This window comes from Bacillus sp. ISL-75, assembly GCF_018613095.1.
The window spans coordinates 236,352-259,896 of sequence record NZ_JAGGQX010000009.1 but is presented as its reverse complement, the minus strand read 5'-3'; the positions used below and the strand labels follow the sequence as shown (position 1 = coordinate 259,896).

The window sequence follows — 23,545 nt, the reverse complement described above, 5'->3', positions numbered from 1 at the left end:
TAAAAGAATGAATTTGGGTGATCAGAAAGGAAGTACATGAATGGAGATTTTAAATCTCTCTTTACCAGCAACAAATCGGTTTGCTTCGAATTATGTGGAACAGTCTACTGAAATCGAGCCTTTTTTTCATTACAGGTATAATGAATTAACCGATGATGCCAAAAGGGTTTCTGAACTAAGTAACCGGTCATTTCCTCGCGTAAAGGTTGCTGAACACATTGAGAGCTTTATGAAGCAGTTTCCATCGTCTGAAGCTGTTTTCAAGTCAATTGATAAACTTAAAAGAAATAATAGCCTCGTAGTTATTGGTGGTCAGCAGGCAGGGATCCTCACAGGGCCGCTTTATTCAATACATAAAGTCATTTCAATTATTAAATTAGCAGAGCAAAAGGAAGAGCAGCTTGGAGTACCAGTCGTTCCAGTATTTTGGATTGCAGGCGAAGATCATGATTTCCAAGAAGTTAATCATGTGTTTGTGCCAGTTAATCGAAAGGTAGATAAATGGACCTATCCGGAGAGAGTAGTTAATAAGAAAATGGTCTCCGATATTCAGTTAAACAAAGAAAGCTGTCTATCATGGGTTAATAATCTAATTAAGAATTTCGGTGAGACAGAGCATACGAATACACTATTAGAATTTGCCAAAGAACAAATATCCATATCAACCACCTTTGTCGATTTCTTCGCAAATATTATTATGGAATTGTTCAAGGATTATGGGTTATTAATTGTTGATTCAGGTAACAAAGAGTTTCGTTTGCTGCAGAAAGAATTTTTAAAAAGTCAAATTCTTCACCATGAAGAGATAACAAACAAATTATTGGAACAACAAAGGGAAATTGGAATAAAGGGTTTTCCGATTACGATTGATGCAAGTGAAGAAAATGCCAACCTATTCTACTATGATCAGAAAATGAGTGAACGGATTCTACTTGAGTACGATCGAGGAAATGATCGGTTTGTGGGGAAAAATGGGACCTTGGCATTTACGAGAGACCAATTAGTGGTGCTAGCCGAGGAGAATCCGGCAAATTTAAGCAATAATGTGGTGACGCGTCCGTTAATGCAGGAATGGCTCTTTCCAACTGTTGCTTTCATTGCAGGGCCAGGTGAAATATCATACTGGGCAGAACTCAAACTAGTTTTTGAGCATTTTGATATGAAGATGCCGCCGATCGTTCCCCGTTTGAATATTACTATCCTTGATCGATCGGTGGAAACAGATGTTGCAGAATTGCATCTAAATTTAGCAGAAGTTTTGAGCATTGGAACGGACAAAGGAAGACACCAATTTCTTGAAGCAATAAAAGACAAAGAAGTAGAGTCACTATTTTCAATTACTAAAGACCAATTAGTAAAGCAATATAGACAAATTGAAGCGAAAACAGCTCAGTTAGACCGCGGCCTCCTACCATTATTTAAGAAAAACGAAGGTTACTTATTAAAAGAAATCGATTTTTTGGAAAAGAAACTTGATGAAGCAGTAAGATTAAAACACGATAATATGATCAAAAAATATGCGCGTGTCGATCTTGCTTTAAGACCTGATGGTTTTCCGCAAGAGAGGGTTTGGAATGTATTTTATTATCTAAATCAATATGGATTGAATTTTATTAATGACTTAATGACAGGAAGATTCGAATTTGATGGAAGGCACAAGGTCATGAAAATATAGAAAAACTTCACTTACATAGTGGAGTTTTTCTTTTTTTTGTAAAAAAATAACTTAATGAAACAGGATTATTAAGAATTAACACGAATAGTTAAAAAATAGGTGGTGGAAAGTGGGGGAATGTGGTACATTTTTAATAGAAAGTGGGGGTCATGGGTATGTTCATGGGTGAATACCATCACAGCATTGATAATAAAGGCCGCATGATTGTGCCCTCCAAATTCCGTGATGAGCTTGGTGAAATGTTTATTATCACACGTGGATTGGATCAATGTTTATTTGGTTACCCCATATCAGAGTGGGAGCTTATCGAAGAAAAGTTAAAAGGCTTACCTCTGACAAAAAAAGATGCCCGTGCTTTTACTCGCTTCTTCTTTTCTGGAGCAACAGAGAGTGAACTTGATAAGCAAGGAAGAATTAATATCCCAGCACCACTATTGCAATATGCAAAGCTAGAAAAAGAATGTGTAATTTTGGGTGTTTCCAATCGAATTGAAATTTGGAGCAAACAGATTTGGGAAGACTATTTTTCACAGTCTGAAGAATCTTTTGCGGAAATTGCAGAAAATATGATTGGCTTTGATATATAATGGATAAATTATGTTAATATATTTTCTGTTATATAACGTTCGATTGGAAAAGGTGGTTACTACATGTTTGAACATACAACTGTGTTGTTAGAGGAAGCTGTTGATGGATTAAATATTAAGTCAGATGGTATTTATGTTGATTGTACTTTGGGTGGGGCGGGGCACAGTTCCTTGATTCTTTCAAAACTCGGAGCCCGCGGTAAACTATTTGCATTTGACCAGGATGAAACAGCTATTGCACATGCTAAAGAGAAGTTGGCACAATATGGAGATCGATTAGAGATAATAAAAAGCAATTTCTTATATTTAAAAGAAGAGCTTAATGATCGAGGAATTGCTAAAGTTGACGGAGTCCTATACGATCTTGGGGTATCCTCACCACAATTGGATACACCAGAAAGAGGTTTTAGCTATCATCATGATGCACCACTCGATATGAGGATGGATAATGATGCTGATGTTTCTGCCTATGATGTGATTAATCATTGGGCATATGAAGACTTAGTTCGCATCTTTTTTCGCTATGGCGAAGAAAAATTCTCTAAACAAATAGCACGTAAAATAGAAGCGGCAAGACTTGCAAAACCAATTGAAACAACGGCAGAATTAGTTGAATTGATTAAGGATGCTATTCCAGCACCTGCTAGAAGAAAAGGTGGACATCCTGCCAAGCGAGTTTTTCAAGCTGTAAGAATTGCTGTTAATGATGAATTAGCTGTGTTTGAAAAGTCGATAAATCAAGCAATTGACTTATTAAACCCAGAGGGGAGAATAAGTGTTATTACCTTTCATTCTCTAGAGGACAGGATTTGCAAGGCAACCCTTAAGAAAGCAAGCGAAACCCCTAATTTACCTCCAGGTTTACCAATCATTCCAGATGAGTATAAACCGATCTTAAAGCTAATCTCACGGAAACCAATTCTTCCATCTGAAGAAGAATTAGAACAAAACAATCGTGCCCGATCTGCAAAGCTCCGTATTGCAGAAAAATTATAAAAAAACTATTACCTAGGCATTGGTGGTAGAAAATGAATAAAATCTGGAGGGGAAGCGTTTGAGTAATCTTGCCAGGAAGTATCTAGAGCAGCAGCAAACAGAGCAGAAAGTCCAAAAAAAGAGTCAAATAATTATCAAAAAATCCTGGCTTACTCCAGGAGAAAAAATAATTGGATTAGCCTTTGCTGGATTTGTATGTTTTGGGGCGATTCACATTATTTCGAACCAATCTAAAATTTACGAGGTCAATAAGGACATCCAGGTTATCGAAGCAAAGGTGTCTGAACAACAGAAGGTAAATAGTGATTTACAGGTTCAGGTAAGCGAATTAAGTGCCTACGATCGAATTTATGAAAAGGCCAAGGAAATGGGCCTTATTAAAAATGAAAATAATGTCAAGGTAGTGCATTAAAATGAACAAGAAACAACCATATATGAATGCAGGAGCAGCCATTTTATTTGGATTATTTGGCTTGCTCTTTTTTGTATTACTCTTCAGGTATTTTTCGATTCAAATCTCTGGAGAAGTAGACGGGCAGCCTCTTGCTGCGAAGGCTCAAGAAAAATATAGCAGGGAAGGGAATTTGGCGGCCTTAAGGGGCGATATCTTTGATCGGAATGGCGGGGTAATTGCAGAAGATACCAATGCATATACCTTGATTGCTATTTTAGATAAGAAGATGACGACAAATCCCAAAAAGCCACAACACGTTAAAAATCTAGACAAAACAGCAAAAGAATTAGCAAAGTACTTGGAAATGGATGAATCAGAAATTTATAGTATATTATCCAAAGGGAAAGAAAATAACAAATTTCAGGTTGAGTTTGGCAAGGCAGGCAGAGATATTACTCACCAAACAAAGAAAAAGATTGAAGACCTGAAGCTTCCAGGAATTACATTTATTCGGGATTCGAAACGTTTTTACCCAAATGGAGTTTTTGCTTCACATTTAGTTGGGTATGCAGACCGGATTGAGCAAAAGGATAAAACGATTAAATCAATTGGGAAAATGGGAATCGAGAAAATTCTAAATGATGAATTAACAGGAAAAAATGGTAAATTAAATTTTGAGAGTGATTTGTGGGGCTATATACTTCCGGACGAGAAGGAAAAAATTACTCCTGCTCAAAATGGGAATGATGTCTATTTGACCATTGACCAAAAAATTCAAACCTTTTTAGAAGATGCAATGAACAAGGTAGATAAGGAATATAAACCTCAAAAAATTATTGCGATTGTAGCCGATCCGAAAACAGGAGAAATATTAGCGATGGGGCAACGGCCGTCCTTCCATCCAAAAACAAAAGAAGGAATTGATAAAGGCTGGCATAATGAAGCGATTGAAACCTCATTTGAACCTGGATCGACAATGAAAATATTTACACTTGCAGCAGCGGTGCAAGAAAAGGTTTTTAATCCGAATGAAACCTATCAATCTGGTTCCTATCAAGTTACCAAAAAGGATAAAGCAATTCATGACCATAATTACTCCGGCTGGGGAACCATCACCTATCTTGAGGGTGTTCAACGTTCATCAAACGTTGCATTTGCGAAGATTGCGAAGGAGAAGTTGGGTTTTGAAAAGTTTAGAGAATATTTAACAAAATTTGGTTTTGATAAACCTACGGGCATTGATCTTCCTGATGAAACCTCAGGAAAGATTCAGTTTACTTATCCGATTGAAAAAATTACTACTGCATACGGACAGGGAACGGCAATTACACCGATTCAACAAATTCAAGCGGCAACAGCGATAGCTAATGACGGGAAAATGATAAAGCCGCATGTTGTCAAAAAAATTGTCAATCATGACACAGGAGAAACGATTAAATCAACCACTCCTAAGGTCGTTTCAACTCCTATATCAAAAGAGACTGCCAAACAGGTTCGTGATATCCTTGAAACCGTTGTTACTTCACCTAAAGGAACGGGTGGCCGTTACAAAATTGATGGCTACAGTGTCGCTGGTAAAACGGGGACAGCTAATATCCCAGGACCGAACGGAAGATATTTACAAGGGGCAGATAACTATATGTTTTCGTTTCTAGGCATGGCCCCTAAGGATGATCCCAAGTTGATTGTATATGTTGCTGTTCAGCAGCCTGATCTTGATGGAACCGGCATAGGCGCCCTTCCTGTCTCGGCAATTTTTAATCCTGTCATGAAAAACAGCTTGCAATATTTAAATATCCAACCTTCTAAGAGTCAAAAAGCACAATTAAATAAACTATCAGATTTTATCGGGAAGTCGGTCGCGGCAACAGAAAAAGAACTAAAGGCAAAGGATATAGAAACCGTTGTAATAGGCAAAGGAACAAAAGTTATCAGACAACTACCAGAGTCAGGTACAACTGTTTTAGAGGGGGAAAAGGTAATCATCCAAACAAATGGAGATAAACTGGCCCCAGATATGACAGGCTGGTCACTTAGAGATGTAATGAAAGTAGCCAATATTGCTGGCTTAAAACTGAATTCAAAGGGACAAGGCTACGTAACTCAGCAAAATATCAAACCAAAAACGATTATGCGAAACGGTGATTTCTTAATAGTTGATTTAAAAACTCCTGAAGAACAGTGGACTCAAGAAAATCAGCCTAATTCAAATGGTCAAGACCAATCAGAAGAAAACATTGAAGAAATAGTTCAAGATTAAACGTTAATCCCGCTTACTAAAGCGGGATTTTCTCTTATTTATTAACGTTAGTCGGCGTTCTAATAAAAAAAGTACAAGCATATAAATGAACGATAGAAAAAGGAGGGTCGTTCAAAATATGCGAGTTTCAAATGTAACTGTCCGTAAACGATTAATGATTGCTCTATTCGTTGGTATTCTAACCTTCTTAATTATTGATGTGCGGCTTGGATATGTTCAATTTGTTTTGGGTGATTGGTTGACTGCAGGAGCAAAAGACTCTTGGAGCCGTAATATCCCTTTCGAACCTGAACGAGGAGAAATTGTAGACCGTAATGGGGTGCCGTTGGCAACGAATATTAGTACCCCCACTGTTTGGGTAGTCCCAAGACAAATAAAGGACCCAGCAACAACCGCGGAAAAGCTGGCTTCCGTTTTAAATATGTCAAAAGAAAAGGCATACCGGGATATCACCTTAAAGGAGAGAATTGTTCGTATTAAGGAAGGCAGAAAAATTTCTCATGAAAAGGCTAAGGAAATCAGATCCATGGGTCTTGAAGGGGTCTATATTGGGGAAGACTCCAAGCGTCATTATCCCATGGGGAGTTATCTCTCACATGTACTTGGGTTTGCAGGAGTGGACAACCAGGGGTTGATGGGACTAGAGCAATATTATGATAAAGAGCTAAGTGGTGAACGGGGCTCAGTTAAGTTCTATGCGAATGCTAAAGGTGAAAGAATGAACGATATGGCAGATGATTATGAGCAGCCGATCAACGGTCTCGATTTGAAGCTGACAATCGATTCAAAGATACAAACCATTGTCGAAAGAGAACTAGATATTGCTGAGGCAAAATACAACCCAGATGGTATTATCGCCATTGCAATGAACCCAAATAGTGGTGAAATTTTAGCGATGTCCAGCAGACCAACTTTTGATCCTGCTAATTTCCGGAATGTACCCCAAGAGGTCTATAATCGGAACCTGCCAGTTTGGTCAACCTATGAACCTGGTTCAACTTTTAAAATTATTACCCTTGCTGCGGCATTGAATGAAGGAAAGGTTAACTTGGAAAAGGAACATTTCCATGATTCTGGGTCGGTTCAAGTAGCAGGTGCAAGGTTAAAATGCTGGAAGCGGGGCGGGCATGGTGATCAAACATTTTTAGAGGTTGTTGAAAACTCGTGTAACCCTGGATTTGTTGAATTAGGTGAACGACTAGGAAAAGAGAAGCTTTTTAAATATGTTAAGGATTTTGGATTTGGACAGAAAACCGGAATTGATTTACAAGGTGAAGGAACGGGGATTTTATTTAATTTGAACCGAGTAGGTCCTGTTGAACAGGCAACAACTGCTTTTGGACAAGGAGTATCTGTAACACCGATCCAGCAGGTAACCGCAGTGTCGGCAGCGGTCAATGGCGGAATATTATACAAGCCGTTTATTGCGAAAGAATTAATTGATCCTATAACAAAAGAGATTGTAATGAGGAATTCTCCTGTTGAAAAAAGAAGAGTAATTTCCGAGAAGACTTCAAAGGAAATCCGCCATGCACTTGAAAGTGTAGTGGCCCAAGGGACAGGTGGCAGGGCATTTGTTGATGGCTATCGTGTGGGTGGAAAAACAGGAACTGCGCAAAAAGCACAAAACGGCAGATACTTAGAAAATAACTTTATTGTTTCTTTTATGGGCTTTGCCCCTGCTGATGACCCACAGATTGTCGTTTATGTTGCTGTTGATAACCCAAAAGGAGTTACGGCATTTGGGGGAACTATTACCGCTCCAATTGTAGGTAATATTATGAAGGATAGTATGAAAGCAATGGGGGTTGAGCCGAGAAAGGATCAAATTGAAAAAGAACTAAAATGGCCAGATACTCCTTTAATAAAACTTCCTGATTTTACAGGTTTAACAAAAATGGAGTTAATGGATCAGCTTATTAACTTAAAGGTAGATGCCAGCGGGGAGGGAGATGTGGTTATTAGGCAATCTCCTGTAGCCGGAACCAAAGTGAAGGAAGGGTCAAAAATTAGGCTTTATTTTGGTAAAGAAGAATAACTCGAGTTGGATTTCTTATTGTTAGGGCGGTCGGAATGTTTCCGCCGCCTAATTTTTTCTTTAAGCTTATATAACTAAATAGCAAAATAAAATATTTTAATGTAAAATAAGATGGAACTTTCGTTAAGAAGAATTTTGAGGTAAATACTGGTAATATGTATGTACGGTCATGAGAGGATTTGAGAGAAATGAAGCTACAAAAGCTGCTTAAGAATTTGCATCTTTTAGTTCCTTTTAAAGGTGAAGATCTGGAAATTACATCGATCGAAAACGATAATCGGAAGGTGCAAAAAGGGAGCTTATTTATTTGTATTAAAGGTTATACAGTTGATGGTCATGATTTTGCAGAATCAGCTGTAAAAAACGGCGCAGCAGCCATACTTGCGGAACGTCCGTTATCACTTGATGTGCCTGTTATTCTTGTAAAAGATACAACAAGAGCAATGGCTGTGTTAGCTGATACTCTTTATGGGCAGCCAACTAAAAAACTGCATTTAATTGGGATCACAGGAACAAACGGAAAAACAACCACCAGTCATCTAATTGAAAAAATAATGGTAGATGCTGGTCAAAAGACCGGTTTGATTGGCACGATGTACACTAAAATTGCTGAAAAGACGATTGAAACCAAAAACACCACACCTGAAAGCTTGACACTTCAAAAAACTTTTCAGCAAATGGTTGAAGCAGGTGTAAATACTGCCGTAATGGAGGTTTCTTCGCATGCCTTAGACCTTGGCAGGGTCCATGGCTGCGATTATGATGTGGCTGTGTTTACAAATCTAACGCAAGACCACCTGGATTATCATAAGACAATGGATGAATATAAGCGTGCGAAGAGTTTATTATTTGCCCAGCTCGGTAATACATTTAATCATCATAAACCAAAATTTGCTGTTTTAAATGCAGACGACCCTGCCTCTGATATGTATAGCAGGTCAACTGCCGCACATGTAATTACATATGGAATCGACAACAAGGCCGATATTCAAGCGAAAAACATCCAAATGACTTCCTCTGGTACTCATTTCAATCTCTTTGTCGAAACGGAAAAATTTCCGATCCAAATGCAATTAATTGGGAGATTCAGTGTTTATAATGTTTTAGCAAGTATTGCTGCCTCACTTGTGTCCGGAGTCGAAATTAATGAAATTATCAAGTCCATTGAAAGTGTAGAAGGTGTATCAGGAAGGTTTGAACTTGTAAATGCAGGACAAGATTTCACGGTTATTGTTGACTATGCCCATACACCTGACAGCCTTGAAAATGTATTAAAGACGATTCAGCATTTTGCAAAAAAAAGAATCTTCGTCATCGTAGGCTGCGGTGGGGATCGAGACCGTACGAAGCGGCCATTGATGGCTCAGATAGCCTGTCAATTGGCCACAGATCCTATCCTCACTTCAGATAACCCTAGAAGTGAAGACCCAATAGCAATATTGAAGGAAATGGAAGCAGGGGTTGAGGGTGAAAAATATAAGATCATACCTGACCGTAAAGAAGCGATTCATACAGCAATACAACAGGCAACAACAGGAGATGTGATCTTAATAGCCGGTAAGGGCCATGAAACATATCAAATTATTGGCAATGTCGTTCACGATTTTGATGACAGGCTGGTAGCACGGGAAGCGATTGAGGGGAGATAGCTATGTATTTAGCTTTGAAAGACTTGGAAGGTCTATTTGATTCTAGCCGTGGAATCCAAGACGATTTTTTGTTTGCTTCGGTTAGCGACCAAGCAAACGAAGCGCAGCCAAAAGGATTATTTGTGTCATATAACGGAATGAATGGTGAGCTTACAGAAGCGATTGCAAATGGAGCAATCGCAGCTATTTGGAATCAAGAACACGATCTTCCAAGGTATACTCCGAACCATTTTCCAGTATTTTTTACAAACGATCCTGCTGATGCAATTGTAACAATTTTAAATAGATATATTGAAAAATTAAATGGAGAAACAGACAAAATTATGGCGATAACTAACTTTAAATTTTCAAATAAAAAACTTCTTAATAAAAATAACGAAACATATGATATATCTGTGTTATTAAACGAGGTAATTAATAAAAACAAACCTGAAAGGAGGGAATAAAATGCTTGAGCAAGTTATTTTTTTCACAATAATTATGGGCTTTCTTATATCAGTATTGCTTTCTCCTGTATTTATTCCCTTCTTAAGAAGGTTGAAATTTGGACAAAGCATTCGTGAAGAAGGGCCAAAATCCCACCAGAAAAAATCTGGCACACCAACCATGGGCGGTGTGATGATCTTGTTTTCGATCGTTATTACGACACTTGTGATGACAGGCAAGTTTTCTGAACCGACTGTTAAAACATATTTGCTGCTTCTTGTAACGCTCGGTTTTGGATTGCTTGGTTTTTTAGACGATTTTATCAAAGTCGCCTTAAAACGGAATTTAGGATTAACATCTAAACAAAAGCTAGCAGGTCAAATCATTATTTCAATTATCTTTTATCTTATCTATAAACAACAAGGTTTCTCTACCGAAATTAGTATCCCATTTACTGATACAACATTTGATTTAGGCTGGTTTTTCATCTTTTTCATCATATTCTGGTTAGTTGGCTTTTCAAATGCGGTCAACTTAACCGATGGACTTGATGGCCTGGTGTCAGGTACCGCAGCAATTGCTTTTGGTGCACTAGCAGTACTTGCTTGGAATCAATCACAGATGGAAATTGCGATATTTTCTGTGGCGGTTGTAGGAGCTGTGTTAGGGTTCTTGGTGTTTAACGCCCATCCAGCCAAGGTTTTCATGGGAGATACCGGTTCACTTGCCCTTGGAGGTGCAATTGCCACTATCGCAATTCTTACCAAACTTGAAATTTTGCTTATCATTATCGGAGGAGTATTTGTCATTGAAACATTATCCGTTATTTTACAGGTTATCTCCTTTAAAACAACCGGTAAACGGATTTTCCGTATGAGCCCATTGCATCACCATTATGAATTAGTAGGTTGGTCGGAATGGCGTGTTGTCGTCACTTTTTGGAGTGTTGGATTAATCCTTGCGATACTAGGAATCTATATAGAGGTGTGGTTATAAATTGAAACAGATTAAAACTTTCAGTCATAAAAAAATTCTTGTCCTTGGTTTGGCGAAAAGCGGGGTAACAGCAGCCGCTCTATTACATAAGCTTGGAGCATTTGTGACGGTTAATGATAAAAAGCCATTCTCGGAAAATCCTGAGGCACAAGGGCTATTAGAACAAGGGATTAAAGTGATATGTGGTGAACATCCTATTGAACTTCTAGATGAAGGATTCGAGCTGATTGTCAAGAATCCGGGTATTCCTTATAACAACCCAATGATTGCTGGAGCGATTGAAAAAGGAATTCCGGTTATCACCGAGGTAGAGCTTGCATATGAGGTATCGGAAGCCCCATTTATTGCTATTACAGGAACAAACGGGAAAACAACAACGACAACTTTAGTCTATGAAATGTTGAAAGAGGATGAAAAGAACCCGCTAATTGCAGGGAATATTGGTACAGTGGCATCAGGTGTTGCGGAGGAAGCAACAGCAGACAATACGATTGTCATTGAATTATCTTCGTTTCAATTAATGGGGATTGTCAATTTTAACCCTAAAATTGCCATTCTTACAAACCTATATGATGCCCATTTGGATTTTCATGGGACAAAAAAAGAATATATTGCGGCAAAGGCAAACATCACAAAAAATCAAACAGAACTTGAATATCTCATTGTCAATGCGGATCAAGAAGAGACTCTAGAAGTTTCTCGTCACTCTAAGGCCAGCATCATTCCTTTTTCTACAAAGAAGAAACTGTCGAAAGGTGCTTATATTTCCGATGGCTGGATTATATTTAATAGTGAAAAAGTGATGGAAATTGAGAAAATAGCTCTGCCGGGCAACCACAATCTTGAAAATATTTTATCTGCAATGGCTGCGGCAAAGCTTTCAGGCGTAGAAAATAGCGCGATTCAAAGGGTTCTGCGTACATTTACTGGTGTCAGGCACCGCCTGCAATTCGTTACAGAAGTGAACGGTAGAAAATTCTATAATGATTCTAAAGCGACGAATATTCTGGCATCCATTAATGCTTTAGCTGCTTTTGAAGCACCTGTTATTCTGCTCGCAGGCGGTTTGGATCGCGGTAACGAGTTTGATGAGCTCCTGCCTTATTTAAAAAATGTAAAAGCAATGATTACATTTGGGCAAACCGCGCCTAAGATGGAACGGGTCGGGACATTGGCTGGAATAAAAACAATCATCCGTGTCGATAATGTTGACAAGGCAGTGCCTGAAGCTTATCGATACTCCGAATCAGGTGACGTAATATTGTTATCTCCTGCTTGTGCGAGCTGGGATCAATATAAAACTTTTGAGGTCAGGGGAGACATTTTTATCGAAGCGGTGCATAAGCTTAAGTAAGGGCTTGTACAAACGAAAAGCGGAAGCTCCCGTTAAGCGAAGTACACTAGTCGCTGGGAGCTGAAGCCAGCAGTTTTAATGGTTCTGCAAAGCCCTAAAACTAGCAGTTGAGGTGTATTGTGGTGCCGACAAAAAAAACAACTCCCGATTTTATTTTAATGATCGTAACATTCACGCTTCTGGCAATAGGGCTTATCATGGTTTACAGCGCAAGTGCTATCTGGGCTGAATATAAATTTAATGATTCCTTTTTCTTTGCGAAAAGACAAACTCTTTTTGCAGGGGTAGGAGTCGCTGCTATGTTTTTTATTATGAACATCAACTATTGGACGTGGAGGACTTGGTCGAAAACCTTTATCATTATTTGTTTCGTCCTACTTATTCTTGTTTTAATTCCGGGAATAGGTAATGAAAGAAATGGATCTCGAAGTTGGATTGGTGTAGGGGCTTTTTCAATTCAACCCTCAGAATTTATGAAACTGGCGATGATAGCCTTTTTGGCAAAATATCTGTCCGAACGGCAAAAGCTCATTACTTCATTTAAGAAAGGTCTTGTTCCATCATTAGGGCTTGCCTTTTTAGCCTTTTCAATGATCATGCTCCAACCTGATTTAGGTACGGGAACAGTTATGATGGGTACCTGTGTCGTCATGATTTTTATTGCTGGTGCACGGATTAGCCATTTTTCTTTCCTTGGACTGTTGGGTATAGTAGGGTTTGTCGGCTTAATTGCTTCCGCACCCTATCGAATGAAAAGGATAACTTCCTTTTTAGATCCATGGTCCGACCCGCAGGGAAGTGGCTTTCAAATGATTCAATCGCTTTTTGCGATTGGACCCGGCGGATTGTTTGGACTTGGACTTGGCGAAAGCCGACAGAAGTTTTTTTACTTACCAGAACCACAGACCGACTTTATCTTTGCAATACTATCTGAAGAATTAGGTTTTATCGGTGGTTCATTTATATTACTATTATTTGCACTGTTGTTATGGAGAGGTATTCGAATCGCCCTAGGTGCACCGGATTTATATGGCAGCTTTTTAGCCGTAGGGATCATCGCCATGGTGGCTATTCAGGTAATGATTAATATTGGAGTTGTCACAGGGCTAATGCCCGTTACGGGCATTACCTTGCCATTTTTGAGCTATGGAGGCTCTAGTTTGACCCTGATGTTAATGGCGATCGGTGTTCTCCTTAATATTAGCAGGTATTCTCGCTTTTGAACCTTACCCCTGTTTAGCAGCAGGGTTCTTTTTATTTTTAGGCTATGTTAAAGCTCATTGTTGATTTTGGCACATGTTGATTGGAGCGGAAGGCGCGAAGACTCCTGCGGGAGGACGGGGCAGGGGAGACCCCGCAGGCGCTTATCGCCGAGGAGGCTCCCCCGGACCGCCCGCGGAAAGCGAAGCGCCTGGAGCGGAAATCAACAGCCAAGTATAACAGAGCCTATTTTTAAGTGAAATCTAATTCATAACGTTACAATTAGATAACATTCTTTTTTCATATGCATTATTTCGTTCGTTTTTATAGTAAGATAGTTATGGCAATCAGGTGTTAAATAGTTAATGAGGTGGAAAAATGAAAATAGTTGTTAGCGGTGGAGGGACTGGCGGACATATCTATCCTGCTCTCGCACTAATTCGAGAAATTCAAAACCAGAATAAAGATACACAATTTTTATATATTGGGACTAAAAATGGTTTGGAAAGTAAGCTTGTTCCGATGGAGAATATTTCTTTTAAAGCAATTCATATTACTGGTTTTCAAAGAAAGCTTTCCTTTGAAAATATAAAAACTGTCCTACGTTTTCTAAAAGGAGTCAAAGACAGTAAGAGAATGTTAAAAGAGTTCAAACCTGATATTGTCATTGGAACAGGCGGATATGTATGCGGACCTGTTGTTTATGCTGCGTCAAAGCTCGGTATCCCAACGATTATCCACGAACAAAATAGTGTTCCTGGACTTACCAATAAATTTTTAAGCCGTTATGTAAATAAAATTGCGATTTGTTTTGAAGAAGCCAAAGAATTCTTTCCGAAAGAGAAGACTGTTTTCACAGGTAATCCTCGTGCATCCGAAGTAATTGGCAAGGATGGGATTCAAGGACGTCTTGCAGCTGGGCTTAGTACAACAATACCAGCAGTCTTAATCTTTGGCGGCAGCCGTGGTGCTAGGCCAATTAATGAGGCTGTTGTAAAGGCATTTGGGGAATTGGCTGAAAAGCCATATCAAATTCTTTATATTACAGGAGACGTTCATTTTGAGGATGTCAAAAAAGAAGTAGATCTAATTGGAAACCCCAAAAATGTAGTAATTAAGCCCTTTATTCATAATATGCCAGAGGTTCTGGCGGGGATTGATCTAGTCGTTTCAAGAGCAGGAGCAACGACACTAGCAGAGATTACCTCGCTCGGTATTCCAAGCATTCTTATCCCTAGCCCGTATGTTACAAATAATCATCAAGAGAAAAACGCTAAATCTTTAAGTGACCATGGTGCGGCAGAATTACTATTAGAAAAAGATTTAAATAATAAAAGTCTTGTGAACCACATCGATCGTATTCTCTTAAATAAAGAAAATTTAAAGGACATGAAGCTAAAAGCTAAAAAAATGGGTGTGCCTGATTCAGCTATTAGACTGTATTCCTTAATGCAAGAGCTTGTAAAAACAAATCAAAGGTAGCCCAAAATCGTTTTTAGCATAAACTGAAATAAATGCATCTTCGAAAGATAGGTGGTAAATATGGACGCAATAATAACGGAATTGCAAAATTCAAATATAGGAAAAGTGAAAATAAATGAACCTCTTGTCAACCACACCACAATCAAAATCGGCGGTCCTGCTGATCTTTTTATTGAGCCTTCATCAGTTGAAAATTTAAAACAGGTGATGGGGTTGGTAAAAAAACACAGCTTAAATTGGCGGGCGATTGGCAGAGGTTCTAATCTTTTAGTCTCTGACAAAGGCATCGAAGGAGCGGTAATTAAACTTGGCTCTGGAGTGGATGGACTTAAAATTGATGGCACAGAGATTACAGTGGGAGGCGGACATTCCCTGATAAGTTTGGCTACACTTATTAGCAAGAAAGGGATGGCCGGATTAGAATTTGCCAGTGGAATCCCTGGGTCTGTTGGCGGTGCTGTTTATATGAATGCTGGTGCACACGGCTCAGATATTAGCAAAATACTGACAAGGGCTCATATTTTATTTGAAGATGGGACGATGGAGTGGCTTTCGAATGACGAAATGAAATTCTCGTATAGAACATCTGTCTTGCAGAAAATTAGACCAGGCATTGTTGTAGAAGCTGCATTTCAACTTACCGAAGGTGATAAAGCAGTCATTGTATCACAAATGATCAAGAATAAAGATTATCGAAAAGATACCCAACCATGGAACTTTCCCTGTGCTGGCAGTATATTCAGGAACCCTCTTCCGAATTACGCAGGAAAATTAATAGAAGATGCTGGGTTAAAGGGATATAGTATTGGCGGTGCAAAAATATCGGAAATGCATGGGAATTTTATAGTAAATGCTGGAAATGCTACTGCAGCAGATGTGCTTGCCTTAATTCAACATGTAAAGGATACCATTTACAGCCTTTATAATGTAAAAATGGAAACAGAGGTAGAAATAATCGGACGGAAATAAGAAAGAAAATAATCGTACGAATGACAAATATTGTGTTATAATTACTGATAATATTATAGGTGCAACCTCGAAAAGTAACTGACGGCATGATTTTTCGTGCCGTTGTTTCTCTTTTCAAGGTAACACTATCGAATGTTTGGACAGGCTTAGTTAGCTATTCCTGAGGCAGCTGCTTTTTATTTGGAGGAATAATAAATGGAAAAAGGTAAAATCGTTGCTCTCGAGGATCGTATCCCTAAACTTAAAGAGCAAAGACGACGAAAAGCGAATAGACGCCTTGTGCTCCTGTTAATTCTGTTTTTTACAATGATAGTAGTTATCGCCTACTCACAATCACCATTAAGTCATGTAAAGACGATAACAATAAAAGGCAATGGAGTGTATTCCGCTGAAGAATTAGTCAGTCAGAGCGGCCTTTCGAATAATACGAATATTTGGAAAATAAAGAAGGACGAAACCATTGTAAAATTACAGCGATTATCTGAGATCAAAAAAGCTGAAATTCAGATTCACTGGCCTAGTACAGTTATTATTCAAGTAAAAGAATATAAAAGAATTGCTTATCTAAAACAAGGGAATAACTTCCTTCCAGTTATGGATAATGGGAAAATTTTAAAAAATCGAGAAGCAAATAAAATTCCTGTTAATTCTCCAATTTTATTTGAGTTTAAAGAAGGGGCGGCCCTCAATCAATTGGTTAAAGAGTTAGAAAAACTTCCTAGAGAAATTACAAACTCGATCTCTGAAATCCATTATACTCCCAAGAAAACAGATCCATTTCATATATCCTTATTTATGAATGATGGATTCGAGGTGAGTGCGACATTAAGAAGTTTTTCAGAAAAAATGGTGCATTATCCCTCAATTATCTCCCAATTAGATCCTAACAAAAAGGGAATTATTGACTTAGAAGTAGGATCTTACTTTAAGGCTTTTGAAACAGAAGGGGAGGAAAAAGAAGTTGAGCAAGATAAAGGTGAAGGGTAAACATGTTATCTTGTCCCTCGTCTGCCTTGTATTAGGATTTATGATTGCCTTTTCTTATCATTTGACGCAATTAGAAAATAAAAATGAGAAGCCAAATGTATCGGGTAAACAGTGGGAAAAGACACTTGCATTAAGAAATCAATTAATTGCAGAAGAAAAGAGTAATCGAGAACTGCAAAAGGAGTTACATCAAAAACAAGATTTGGTTCTTAAAAATGAAAAAGACCTCTCAAAGGAAGCACAGGTCTTTCTTAATCTTGCTGAGGATGCCGAAAAATATCGAATGTTCTTGGGGAAGGTGAAGGTACAGGGTAAAGGGGTTAAGATTACTCTCACTGACGGTGCATACGACCCAAAAGAAGACAATATTAATAATTACCTTGTTCATGAACACCATGTATTTAAAGTGGTGAATGAACTATATATATCAGGAGCAGCAGCTGTTGCTATAAATGGGCAAAGGCTGACAAGTCATTCTTATATTATTTGTAATGGACCTGTTATTACTGTGGATGGAATTGAACATCCAGCACCATTTATTATTACAGCAATCGGAGACCCTGACGTCCTTTCATCATCAATAAACTTAGTTGGAGGGGTTAAGGATCAACTAGTGAACGATAATATTGTTTTTACATTAGAAAAAAATGATGAAATTGTCCTAAATCCAATTCTAGGAAGTTAGCCATTTTCAAAGTAGTGTCCACAGGATGATTATATAAAAGGTTAGGTGAAAAAAGGTGGACAACCAAAAAATTAATGCAAGTTTTACATTGATAGCAATCTTGGTCGGTTTCATGATTGCAATCCAATTTCAAACAGTAAAAAAACCTGCTGAACGTGACACACGCGATATTTGGCAGCTTCGTGAAGCGTTACTTAAAGAAAAAGAACTTCAATCCAATTTATTAAGTGAAATTCGTTCAAATGAAGAAAAGCTGGCAGCCTATGAATCTAAGCGAAAACAAAGTAAGGAACAAGCTTTAAAGGATACATTAGATGAATTAAAGATTGAAGCTGGATTATCCAAAATTACTGTTCCTGGAATAACCTTACATATTGAGCCAGTAATCGAAGAAATAAAGCCGGGTACTCCAGTTAATAGGGTGGTTTCACCAGAACTTTTAAAAAGATTACTCAATGAATTGAATATGTACGAAGCAAAATATGTAGCGATTGATGGACGAAGAATTATTAATACGACTGTCATTCGGGACATCAATCGGGAAACAAAAATCGATGGACATACAATTAATAGTTTGCCGATAGAAGTTATCGTGGGTGTAGATGATAATAATACAGCTGAAAAATTATACAATCGGATGAAAGTATCTAAATCTACGGAAGAATTTTTTATTGAAAATCTCAGACTTTCCATTTCAAAACCAAATCCGAACGTAACGGTACCTGCCTATGATAATTCCATTCGTATCCGCTATATGGAACCGACAAAAGAAGGAGGCGATTCTTAATGTGGCTTCCATTCATTGGATTAATAATTGGAATCATACTTGGTTTGTTAACGGAGATTCGAATACCTGAAGAATATTCCAATTATTTGTCGATTGCTGTCTTAGCGGCATTCGACACACTTTTCGGCGGCATCAGGGCATACCTGCAAAATATATATGATGAAAAGGTGTTTGTTTCAGGATTCTTTTTTAATATAATGCTAGCTGCAAGTTTAGCTTTTCTCGGTGTTCATCTTGGTGTAGACTTGTATTTAGCGGCAGTTTTCGCGTTTGGTGTCAGATTATTTCAGAATATTGCCGTAATAAGGCGAATAATATTGACGAAATGGTCAACCAACAAAGAAAAAGTAGAAAAAAATTGAAACTTTTTAAAGGGAATCATTTAGTTGTGACGAATAATTTAAATATTACTATGGAAACTTTTATTGAACAAAAAAATAGTTGTTGTTCAACTTAAGGAAATCTAAAGGAGGTGCCAAAGAATGAACAGCAATGAAATATATGTTAGTCTTGACATCGGTACATCCAGTGTGAAAGTTATCATTGGTGAAATGGTCAATGACTCGGGTAAAGACTCGTTAAATATAATTGGTGTTGGAAATGTGCAATCCGAAGGATTGCGCAAAGGGTCGATCGTGGACATGGACGACACCGTTCATTCGATTAGAAGGGCAATTGAGCAAGCAGAAAGAATGATTGGGATGGAAATCAGAGATGTGGTGGTTGGCATTTCTGGAAACAATGTTATGCTTCAACAATGTCATGGTATTGTAGCTGTTTCAAGCCAAAACCGAGAGATTACGAATGAGGACGTCATTCGTGTCATTGAAGCATCCCACGTTGGTTCTATCCCGCCTGAGAGAGAGAACATTGGCGTTATTCGAAAACAATTCATACTGGATGGTAAAGATGAAATTAATGATCCCCGCGGAATGATTGGGGTTCGCTTGGAAATGGATGGAACACTCATTACCGGATCCAAATCGATCATCATTAATACACTTCGCTGTGTAGAACGCGCTGGACTTGAGATAGTAGACATTGTCCTTCAGCCTTTGGCAGCTGGAGACTATGCTTTGTCAAAGGATGAGAAGAACCTCGGGGTAGCTCTTATTGACCTTGGTGGAGGATCTACAACGATCGCTGTTTTCGAAGAAGGATTTATCACACAAACGAGTGTCATTCCAGTTGGCGGAGATTATATCACGAAAGATCTTTCTGTAGGGTTACGGACTTCGACAGAAGATGCAGAAAAAATCAAAGTAAAACATGGACACGCATTTTATGATGAGGCTTCAGAAGATGAAGTATTCAGTGTTCCAATAATCGGCAGTGATCAGCATCAACAATTTAATCAGCTTGAGATTTCTGATATTATTGAAGCAAGAATGGAAGAAATTTTTGAACTAGTTTTACATGAAATGAAACGCCTAGGATTAAGTGACCTTCCTGGCGGTTATGTTTTAACTGGCGGCATGGCAAATATGCAAGGTGTTCTAGAACTTGCCCAGGTAATTTTACAAAATCGAGTTCGGATTGCCGTCCCTGACTATATTGGTGTGAGAGAACCTAAATATACTACAGCTGTCGGTTTAATTAAATATGCCTACAAGAATGCTAGATTACCAGGTGGTACCATTGGTTCATCGACTATTTCTGAACCTATAGAAAAGAGAGTACCAAAACAACAACAACAACAACCTAAAGCAAAAGTAGAAAAACATCCGGAAGAAAAGATGTCATCAAAAGTAAAAAAATTCCTTGGTTACTTTTTTGAATAGATAAATCAAAAAAGGAAGCGACGAATTAGGAGGATTGTCATGTTAGAATTTGATACAAATTTAGATTCTCTTGCAACAATAAAAGTAATCGGTGTAGGCGGCGGTGGTAATAACGCGGTAAACCGAATGATTGAACATGGCGTTCAAGGGGTAGAATTTATCGCTGTAAATACTGATGCTCAAGCATTAAATCTTTCTAAAGCAGAAGTTAAGATGCAGATTGGCGCAAAACTTACTCGTGGACTAGGTGCAGGTGCTAATCCTGATGTGGGAAAGAAAGCAGCAGAAGAAAGTAAAGAACAGCTTGAAGCAGCATTAAGCGGAGCAGATATGGTATTTGTTACAGCTGGAATGGGTGGAGGCACAGGAACTGGTGCTGCACCAGTTATTGCTCAGATTGCCCGTGACTTAGGTGCATTGACGGTGGGGGTTGTCACACGTCCGTTTACATTTGAAGGTAAAAAACGATCAGGTCAAGCATCAGGCGGAATCGGTGCGATGAAGGAAGCTGTAGATACACTAATTGTGATTCCTAATGATCGTCTTCTAGAAATCGTTGACAAAAGTACGCCAATGCTTGAAGCTTTCCGCGAAGCAGACAATGTCCTCAGGCAGGGTGTACAAGGTATATCAGATTTAATTGCTGTCCCTGGTCTTATTAACTTGGACTTTGCAGACGTAAAAACAATTATGTCTAATAAGGGTTCAGCTTTAATGGGTATCGGTGTATCTGCCGGTGAAAATCGTGCAGCTGAAGCCGCTAAGAAAGCAATTAGTTCTCCTTTATTAGAAACCTCTATTGATGGAGCACAAGGAGTACTTATGAACATTACAGGTGGCACAAACTTAAGTCTTTACGAAGTTCAAGAAGCTGCCGATATTGTAGCAACCGCATCAGACCAGGAAGTAAATATGATTTTTGGTTCTGTTATCAATGAAACGCTTAAAGAAGAAATTATTGTTACAGTCATCGCAACAGGCTTTAAAGAAGAAAGCTTGCAGCCAAAAGCAACTCGTCCTACTTTTGGACAAACCAAGCCGACAATTGGCAATGTTAAGAGAGAGCAGCCAAAACGCGAAGAGGTTCAGCAAGAACCCGTTCGCCACACCCAAGTTTCCCAAGAAGAAACTTTGGATATTCCAACCTTCTTACGTAACCGTAATCGGAGAAGATAAATAACGAATCATCTAAGAAAGGCATGGCCAATTATTGGTCATGTCTTTTTTTTATTTAGGCGATGTTAAAGCTTGTTGTTGATTTTGACACTATGTTGATTGGAGCGGAAATCAACAGGCCGTATACAGAGCTTTTATTTATTGCAACAAAATCTATCTGACAAAATCCGTTGTGAATAGTGGAAAATTCTGTTTTTTTGATTACAGAAAGTGACACACTTCAGCCATGCAAGTACGTTATACTTTTTCGTAAACAGAAAGGAAAAGCTGACAATTTAAAGGGAGGAAGCTCGCCTGACTATTTATTTAGATGTGATTTGGGCACTAAATTTGTTTTTTGATAGCCTGCTTCTGTATTTAACAGCTATTTTTCTAAAAAGAGAAATTAAATTAGGGAGACTACTTGCTGGTGGATTTATTGGTTCAATGATAATTTTATTATCATTTACACCATTAAATGTCTATACAAGCCATCCAATTTCAAAATTCATGTTTTCAATCTTGATGGTGTTAATTACCTTTGGGTATAAGCGAATGACTTTTTTCATTAAAGCCTTAATGACGCTATATGTTTCAACTTTTTTAATTGGCGGGGCATTAATGGGGGCACATTATTTTATTCAATATGACTCTGAATTAACAACTAAGGTACTAATCACTAGTGTAAAAGGTTTTGGAGACCCAATTAGTTGGGTATTCGTTCTTATTGGTTTTCCAGTTGCCTGGCATTTCTCAAGAAAAAATGTAGAAAGTATGGAGATGACCAAAATTCAATTTGATCAAATTGTTAAAGTAACCGTGGAAATTGACAATGAAACACTTACTTTTAAAGGATTAGTGGATAGTGGAAACCAACTTTATGATCCGTTGTCAAAGCTTCCTGTTATGTTCGTCTCAATTAAAAACCAACTAGATACAATCCCAGAAACGATACAGAAACTTGCGGATGATCCAGAAATACTTTTAAAAGGAAGTGGAGAAATCCCAGAGGAATGGCAAAGCAGGCTCAGGATCATCCCTACTCGCGTGATTGGACAAGAGCATCAGCTTATAATAGCGGTCAAACCTGAAAGCATTTTGATCGAACATAACGGGACTCAGTATTTATGTGAAAAAGGCCTTGTATCTTTCACAATAAAGCAACTCTCTAGTGAGGATGCATTTCAATGTATTGTTCATCCAAAAATGCTAACTGGGCATAAACTGCAAACCGAAACCGTTAAGGTGAGTTAATATTACTATACTCAGAAAAACATATTTTAGAAGGAGGAACACGCATGAAAAAATGGAGGCTTCGCCTATCCTACTACTGGTATAAACTATTAATGAAATTGGGCTTAAAAACGGATGAAGTTTATTATATTGGTGGCAGCGAAGCATTACCGCCTCCTTTAAGTAAAGATGAAGAAGAGTTGTTGTTAAAAAAACTACCGGGTGGTGATAAAGCCGCAAGGTCGATATTAATTGAACGTAATCTCCGTCTAGTTGTTTATATTGCTAGAAAATTTGAGAATACAGGTATTAATATCGAGGATTTAATTAGTATCGGGACCATTGGATTGATTAAAGCCGTAAATACCTTTAATCCTGAGAAAAAAATAAAACTTGCTACATACGCCTCTAGATGTATCGAGAATGAGATTCTCATGTACTTACGACGTAATAATAAGATCAGATCAGAGGTATCCTTTGATGAACCTTTGAACATTGATTGGGATGGAAATGAGCTTTTATTATCTGATGTATTAGGAACAGATGATGATATTATCACAAAAGACCTAGAGGCCAATGTGGACCGAAAGTTATTGACAAAAGCACTGCATCAGCTTACAGACCGTGAAAAACAAATAATGGAGCTTCGGTTTGGTCTGACAAACGGGGAAGAAAAAACCCAAAAAGACGTAGCCGACATGCTGGGAATTTCCCAATCCTATATATCAAGATTAGAAAAAAGAATAATAAAAAGATTACGGAAAGAATTTAATAAGATGGTGTAAGAAAAGAAAATTTTTTTCATTCGAAAAACCTAAGAATTTCGCGACTTAATTACATTTTTCGACAAATATGCACTTGTCCACCATCGTGGATAAGTGCATATTTTTC

At 38.2% G+C, this 23,545-nt stretch carries 21 protein-coding genes; all 21 read left to right on the top strand.

Features of this window, described 5'->3' with window-relative positions:
* Nucleotides 1-40 precede the first annotated feature (40 nt).
* Nucleotides 41-1,675 (top strand): bacillithiol biosynthesis cysteine-adding enzyme BshC, encoded by a 1,635-nt coding sequence (gene bshC, locus J7E63_RS03585; RefSeq protein WP_215010292.1) that lies wholly within the window; start codon nucleotides 41-43, stop codon nucleotides 1,673-1,675.
* A gap of 155 nt (nucleotides 1,676-1,830) precedes the next feature.
* Nucleotides 1,831-2,262: a division/cell wall cluster transcriptional repressor MraZ gene (mraZ, locus tag J7E63_RS03580; protein WP_066252575.1), complete on the top strand. Its 432-nt coding sequence runs from the start codon at nucleotides 1,831-1,833 to the stop codon at nucleotides 2,260-2,262.
* Between the two features lie 63 nt (nucleotides 2,263-2,325).
* Nucleotides 2,326-3,258: a 16S rRNA (cytosine(1402)-N(4))-methyltransferase RsmH gene (gene rsmH, locus J7E63_RS03575; protein WP_215010291.1), complete on the top strand. Its 933-nt coding sequence runs from the start codon at nucleotides 2,326-2,328 to the stop codon at nucleotides 3,256-3,258.
* 58 nt (nucleotides 3,259-3,316) lie between these two features.
* Nucleotides 3,317-3,670, top strand: a complete 354-nt coding sequence (ftsL, locus tag J7E63_RS03570; RefSeq protein WP_215010290.1) for a cell division protein FtsL — start codon at nucleotides 3,317-3,319, stop codon at nucleotides 3,668-3,670.
* Nucleotide 3,671: 1 nt separating this feature from the next.
* A complete protein-coding gene (locus tag J7E63_RS03565; protein WP_215010289.1) occupies nucleotides 3,672-5,912 on the top strand; it encodes a penicillin-binding protein in 2,241 nt (746 codons plus the stop codon).
* 118 nt (nucleotides 5,913-6,030) lie between these two features.
* The gene (locus tag J7E63_RS03560; protein WP_215010288.1) at nucleotides 6,031-7,950 is read left to right on the top strand and encodes a stage V sporulation protein D; all 1,920 of its coding nucleotides are present in this window, start codon (nucleotides 6,031-6,033) and stop codon (nucleotides 7,948-7,950) included.
* A 188-nt stretch (nucleotides 7,951-8,138) separates the two neighbouring features.
* Nucleotides 8,139-9,599, top strand: a complete 1,461-nt coding sequence (locus J7E63_RS03555; protein WP_215010287.1) for a UDP-N-acetylmuramoyl-L-alanyl-D-glutamate--2,6-diaminopimelate ligase — start codon at nucleotides 8,139-8,141, stop codon at nucleotides 9,597-9,599.
* Nucleotides 9,600-9,601: 2 nt separating this feature from the next.
* Nucleotides 9,602-10,045, top strand: coding sequence for a hypothetical protein (locus J7E63_RS03550; RefSeq protein WP_215010286.1), 444 nt, complete (start codon nucleotides 9,602-9,604; stop codon nucleotides 10,043-10,045).
* 1 nt (nucleotide 10,046) lies between these two features.
* The gene (gene mraY / locus J7E63_RS03545) at nucleotides 10,047-11,021 is read left to right on the top strand and encodes a phospho-N-acetylmuramoyl-pentapeptide-transferase (protein ID WP_168242711.1); all 975 of its coding nucleotides are present in this window, start codon (nucleotides 10,047-10,049) and stop codon (nucleotides 11,019-11,021) included.
* Between the two features lies 1 nt (nucleotide 11,022).
* Nucleotides 11,023-12,375 carry a UDP-N-acetylmuramoyl-L-alanine--D-glutamate ligase gene (gene murD / locus J7E63_RS03540; RefSeq protein WP_215010285.1) on the top strand — a complete coding sequence of 451 codons (1,353 nt, stop codon included), beginning with the start codon at nucleotides 11,023-11,025 and terminating at the stop codon, nucleotides 12,373-12,375.
* 122 nt (nucleotides 12,376-12,497) lie between these two features.
* Nucleotides 12,498-13,598, top strand: coding sequence for a stage V sporulation protein E (gene spoVE / locus J7E63_RS03535; RefSeq protein WP_215010284.1), 1,101 nt, complete (start codon nucleotides 12,498-12,500; stop codon nucleotides 13,596-13,598).
* A gap of 355 nt (nucleotides 13,599-13,953) precedes the next feature.
* On the top strand, nucleotides 13,954-15,057 hold the full coding sequence (murG, locus tag J7E63_RS03530) for an undecaprenyldiphospho-muramoylpentapeptide beta-N-acetylglucosaminyltransferase (protein ID WP_215010283.1): 1,104 nt from the start codon (nucleotides 13,954-13,956) through the stop codon (nucleotides 15,055-15,057).
* A gap of 60 nt (nucleotides 15,058-15,117) precedes the next feature.
* Nucleotides 15,118-16,026 carry a UDP-N-acetylmuramate dehydrogenase gene (gene murB, locus J7E63_RS03525; protein ID WP_215010282.1) on the top strand — a complete coding sequence of 303 codons (909 nt, stop codon included), beginning with the start codon at nucleotides 15,118-15,120 and terminating at the stop codon, nucleotides 16,024-16,026.
* A gap of 195 nt (nucleotides 16,027-16,221) precedes the next feature.
* The gene (locus tag J7E63_RS03520) at nucleotides 16,222-17,013 is read left to right on the top strand and encodes a cell division protein FtsQ/DivIB (RefSeq protein WP_215010281.1); all 792 of its coding nucleotides are present in this window, start codon (nucleotides 16,222-16,224) and stop codon (nucleotides 17,011-17,013) included.
* Nucleotides 16,988-17,698 (top strand): DUF881 domain-containing protein, encoded by a 711-nt coding sequence (locus J7E63_RS03515; protein WP_251033339.1) that lies wholly within the window; start codon nucleotides 16,988-16,990, stop codon nucleotides 17,696-17,698. Before J7E63_RS03520 ends, J7E63_RS03515 begins: the two co-directional genes overlap by 26 nt.
* Before the next feature lie 55 nt (nucleotides 17,699-17,753).
* The gene (locus tag J7E63_RS03510) at nucleotides 17,754-18,485 is read left to right on the top strand and encodes a DUF881 domain-containing protein (protein WP_168242717.1); all 732 of its coding nucleotides are present in this window, start codon (nucleotides 17,754-17,756) and stop codon (nucleotides 18,483-18,485) included.
* Complete coding sequence (locus J7E63_RS03505; RefSeq protein WP_066252602.1) at nucleotides 18,485-18,847, top strand: small basic family protein; 363 nt, start codon at nucleotides 18,485-18,487, stop codon at nucleotides 18,845-18,847. The genes J7E63_RS03510 and J7E63_RS03505 overlap by 1 nt, the downstream gene beginning before the upstream one ends.
* Before the next feature lie 120 nt (nucleotides 18,848-18,967).
* Nucleotides 18,968-20,266: a cell division protein FtsA gene (gene ftsA, locus J7E63_RS03500; protein WP_215010280.1), complete on the top strand. Its 1,299-nt coding sequence runs from the start codon at nucleotides 18,968-18,970 to the stop codon at nucleotides 20,264-20,266.
* A 39-nt stretch (nucleotides 20,267-20,305) separates the two neighbouring features.
* The gene (gene ftsZ / locus J7E63_RS03495; protein ID WP_215010279.1) at nucleotides 20,306-21,442 is read left to right on the top strand and encodes a cell division protein FtsZ; all 1,137 of its coding nucleotides are present in this window, start codon (nucleotides 20,306-20,308) and stop codon (nucleotides 21,440-21,442) included.
* 294 nt (nucleotides 21,443-21,736) lie between these two features.
* Complete coding sequence (spoIIGA, locus tag J7E63_RS03490) at nucleotides 21,737-22,675, top strand: sigma-E processing peptidase SpoIIGA (protein WP_215010363.1); 939 nt, start codon at nucleotides 21,737-21,739, stop codon at nucleotides 22,673-22,675.
* Nucleotides 22,676-22,719: 44 nt separating this feature from the next.
* Nucleotides 22,720-23,439, top strand: coding sequence for an RNA polymerase sporulation sigma factor SigE (sigE, locus tag J7E63_RS03485; protein ID WP_088086313.1), 720 nt, complete (start codon nucleotides 22,720-22,722; stop codon nucleotides 23,437-23,439).
* Nucleotides 23,440-23,545: the final 106 nt, after the last annotated feature.